This is a genomic window from Microcoleus sp. S13C4 (genome assembly GCF_036700865.1).
In the GTDB taxonomy this organism is placed as follows: domain Bacteria; phylum Cyanobacteriota; class Cyanobacteriia; order Cyanobacteriales; family Microcoleaceae; genus Microcoleus.
The window spans coordinates 15,680-19,515 of sequence record NZ_JAUBPS010000101.1; the positions used below are offsets into that span (position 1 = coordinate 15,680).

At 45.1% G+C, this 3,836-nt stretch carries 3 protein-coding genes and 1 pseudogene; all 4 read right to left on the reverse strand.

All coding sequences use genetic code 11. From position 1 onward, the window contains the following. Window positions 1-1,350 (reverse strand): Gldg family protein (locus QT996_RS26365; protein ID WP_333050256.1); only part of this gene is annotated, 1,350 nt, incomplete at its 3' end. Between the two features lie 44 nt (window positions 1,351-1,394). Continuing rightward, complete coding sequence (locus tag QT996_RS26370; RefSeq protein WP_333050257.1) at window positions 1,395-2,297, reverse strand: Rpn family recombination-promoting nuclease/putative transposase; 903 nt, start codon at window positions 2,295-2,297, stop codon at window positions 1,395-1,397. Between the two features lie 118 nt (window positions 2,298-2,415). Then, entirely contained in the window at window positions 2,416-3,207 is a 792-nt protein-coding gene (locus QT996_RS26375) for an ABC transporter permease (protein ID WP_333050258.1), read from the reverse strand. Window positions 3,208-3,256: 49 nt separating this feature from the next. After that, window positions 3,257-3,836: pseudogene (locus QT996_RS26380) on the reverse strand (ATP-binding cassette domain-containing protein); the annotation flags it as partial.

A 3,836-nucleotide genomic window follows, 5' to 3' on the forward strand; every position in this document is an offset into this window, starting at 1 on the left:
AGTTGTCGGTGATGCTTGGGGTGAAGGCGAGGGCGAAGTTGGTGTTGGTGAGGGTGAGGGCTTTAAGGGAGTGCTGTCAGTAGACGATCGAACTAAAGCTACACCTAATAATAGCGGGCCTTGTCGATCGGTCTTCTGATCAAACTCCAATTTCCTCGTCGTCAAATCGCTTTCAGCCCAACTTTCCTGACTCGTCCAAATCAGCGGTTTTTCCTCTATCCCTTCTACTGGCGAGATTTCCAAAGCACGCGCAAACGGATAAAATGAAATACCGTTGCCAAAACTTTGAGTAATCGGATGTTCGCCGTAGCGCCTGACTGTGGGAACCGTGGGGCCGAGTCCAAATCTTTGACCAGTGCCCGAAGCATCGATGGCCAAACGGGTGTCGAGTTTGACGCCCCATTCTTGCAGCATTTTATCCAATCCCGTATTAATTGCCGGGTCTACCATTAAAAATAAACTGCCGCCGCGATCGAGATAAGCTTTTAGTGCTTTAATTTCTGTATCAGAAAACGGTTTGTCCTGCCCAGGAACGATTAAAGCATCTGCATCTTCTGGCACTTCTTTGCGTTCGGTCAAATTCAGTGTTTGGGCGTTGTAGTATTTATCTTTGAGAGCTTTTTCAGCTTGCTGTATTCCGCCTTGACCTTCCTTTAGCGGGCGGGCTCCTTTGCCTTGCAAAAAGTAAACTGTAGCAACGCGAGTGCTCAGGATTTCTTCTAAGCCATTGGTAAGTTTTATCTCTGAAAGACCTTGATTCGGGTCGCTACCAAAAGCAGTGCCACCTTTTTGCAGTACCTGTTTTTTGTCGCCGGATTGCAGGTAAACTTCTCCGATGCTGGTAATGCTAAATTCCCGCGCTTTTCCCGGTTGGGCCTGCGGGTCTACAAACTCGAATTGAAACTTTTCGCCTCCCTCGCGTTTGTAATTTTGCAGCAATTCTTTAATTTGGGGGTTTTGGATGGGGTCAAATACCCAAACTTTGACTGTTTGTTGCAGGTTTCGCAGTATTTGTTGAGTCTGCGGGGCGAGGGTAAATTGTTGGCTTTCGGTTAAGTCGATGCGGACGGGATAGCGAACGGCTATGAAGTTAATTACTCCGAGAATCACAAAGACGGCGAGGGTAGCAATTAGGGCGTTGGTGCTGGCTTGAGTGGAACGCTGCCCCCAAAAGCTTTGTTCGTAACTCAAATATAACAGCCAAAGTGCGATCGTCACTGCTCCGGCAATAACTAAACCGACTGTCAGGGGGTCCCATACTCCGGATACAAGTGCTGCTGTTACCCCCGCTGCGATGAGGAGGGGGCCCAGCAAAAAAACATATTTCCAATTTGTTTTGCTAATTTTCATAAGGTAAATATTGAGTGAGAAAATTCCGGTGCGAGGATGTTATTCTATATCGCATTAGCCTGCAACCATGCTGTTAAATCTGACGAATTGTTGAAATCGATTACGGCATCTCCTAGTGCTTCTAATTCCTCTACGCCTAATTGACGGATGCAGTTTTCAGTTTCCGGTTGTATTGTGCCTAAGCGCTTCACTAGCTGACGCAATATTAACGAAAGTTGAGCGGCTTTTGTCACCTGTTCTCTTGCTACATCTATGGCAATCTGCTGGTCTTCAATCCACAGTTCTTGCTTCTGCAATTCATTTAATTCTTGTTGAGTGAAGTTGTCCTCGTTGGCAATTATCAAAGCTTTCTGAAGTTCGGGAACTGCACTCAGTGTTTCTGGTACTGTCTCCAAATTACTGGTGTTATTTAGAAAGTAAATCCATTTGTCGGCGGTTGTTTCTAATTCTGCTAATTCCTTGCTAAACTTGGGCAGTTCGATAAATACTAATTCTATTTCAGTATCTGGAGACTCAAACTGTTGCTCTTTTTCTTGGAAAACAAACCGCGACATAAAGTCGGGCTGATTTTCAAACATTTCAAAGTCGGCAATTTTCAAGGAAATTACTGTTTTTAGTCTTTCGTAGCGTTCTTTTCCGGTTAATTGCTGGCTGTAGCTTTTGGCAGCATTGTACAAAACCCTGTTCCCGAAGGAAGGCACGTTGATCACTTGAATTTCAACGAGGGCGATTCTGCCGCCGTTAATTGTAGCTTTGACATCTAGGTGTGTATCTTGGGTTGCAAGAGTTTGATTTTCGGGTTGCGAGTCGATTATTTCTAAGTCTTCGATGATCGGCTGTGCTTCATAAAGGATGGCGTTTAAAAAATTAATCAGGATGTCTTTGCTGTCGCTGGATCCGAATATTTTTTTGAACGCAAAGTCGATTTTTGGATTGATAAATCTCATTGTTTGAGGTATTTGGTAGAATGATTCACAGGAGGGAAAGAATAACCTTCCCTTGGCTCTTTACTGGTTTTTACTTCGGCAAAAATAACCTTCTCTGTCTCTGCATTTCCTAATGTTTTTAAGAACGCTGATATCGCAAGGCATCGATGGATTGGGCGGTCAGAAATACTCCTAAAATGATGTAACTGGCAAACATAATTAAACTGCTGGTATCGAAAACTCCCTTGACAAGATTGGTGTAATTTGTTAGGAGCGATAAATGTCCTAATGCTGTTCCGAAGGGGCCACCGATACCGACGGCGGCTGCATCGATCACCCAGAGAAATAATACTAGAGTGAAGGTGAGAATGGCGGATAAAATTGTGCTGTCGGTGAGGGAGGAAATAAACATTCCGAGGGACAATACTCCTGCTGCTAGTAAGATTAAGCCGCCGTGTCCTAGCAGAAGAACTCCGGGGGGTACGGGTGGGGTTGAGGAACTGAGGGCGATCGCCTCGCAGAACAGCAGGGGCAGCAACATTGTGGTATAAAATGTTAAAACACCGAGGAGTTTGCCGGTAGCAACGGCCCAGTTTGTTAAGGGCGATGTGGCTAATAGTTCTAAGGTTCCACGTTTGCGTTCTTCTGCGTAAAGTCCCATTGAGAGTGCGGGTAATACGAACAACGAAAGGGAACCCATTATTCGCAGGAAGAGTTGCAGGAATTCGTAGGCTACGTCGATGGGAGGTTCGGTAATTCCCATTTGGTCTCGCTGACCAATTTGGGGAATTAGCCCGTCGGGGGCGAGGAGGATGGCGATTAAAAAGTAGCCGGTGATTAGCCAAAAGACTGCGGCGATGGCATAGGCTAATGGCGAGGCAAAATAGCTTTGTAGTTCTTTGCGGTAAATTGCGACAATATTACTAATCATTACTAACCTTTAGAAATTGGGAATGGGTAATTGGCCATTGGTAATTGGTTCATTCTGAGTCGCCTGCGGGTGGTTTTTGGCTGTCGTCGCTATCCTGTTTTTTTCTTTCTATTTGTCGCTTTTTGGTAACAGGGGGATCTTCTGGTCGAGAATCGCTACTCGGTTGTGGCTTTTTTTTAAGTGGCCGATTTTTTACCAGTGGTTCGGATTCTGGTTGAGGGTGTTCTAGCGACTTTGGCGTATCTAAAATCAGTTCGGATTCTGGTTGAGAACGCTCTAGCGACTTTGGCGTATCTAAAATCAGTTCGGATTCTGGTTGAGAACGCTCTAGCGACTTTGGCGTATCTAAAATCAGTTCGGATTCTGGTTGAGAATGTTCTAGCGACTTTGGCGTATCTAAAATCAGTTCGGATTCTGGTTGAGAATGTTCTAGCGACTTTGGCGTATCTAAAATCAGTTCGGATTCTGGTTGAGGATGTTCTAGCGACTTTGGCGTATCTAAAATCAGTTCGGATTCTGGTTGAGAACGCTCGATCGACTTTGACGTATCTAAAATCAGTTCGGATTCTGGTTGAGAACGCTCTAGCGACTTTGACGTATCTAAAATCAGTTCGGATTCTGGTTGAGAA

Excerpts from the sequence above, each read along its gene's own strand:
- QT996_RS26370 (WP_333050257.1), bottom strand. The coding sequence starts at position 2,297 with ATGAGATTTATCAATCCAAAAATCGACTTTGCGTTCAAAAAAATATTC.
- QT996_RS26375 (WP_333050258.1), bottom strand. The coding sequence starts at position 3,207 with ATGATTAGTAATATTGTCGCAATTTACCGCAAAGAACTACAAAGCTAT.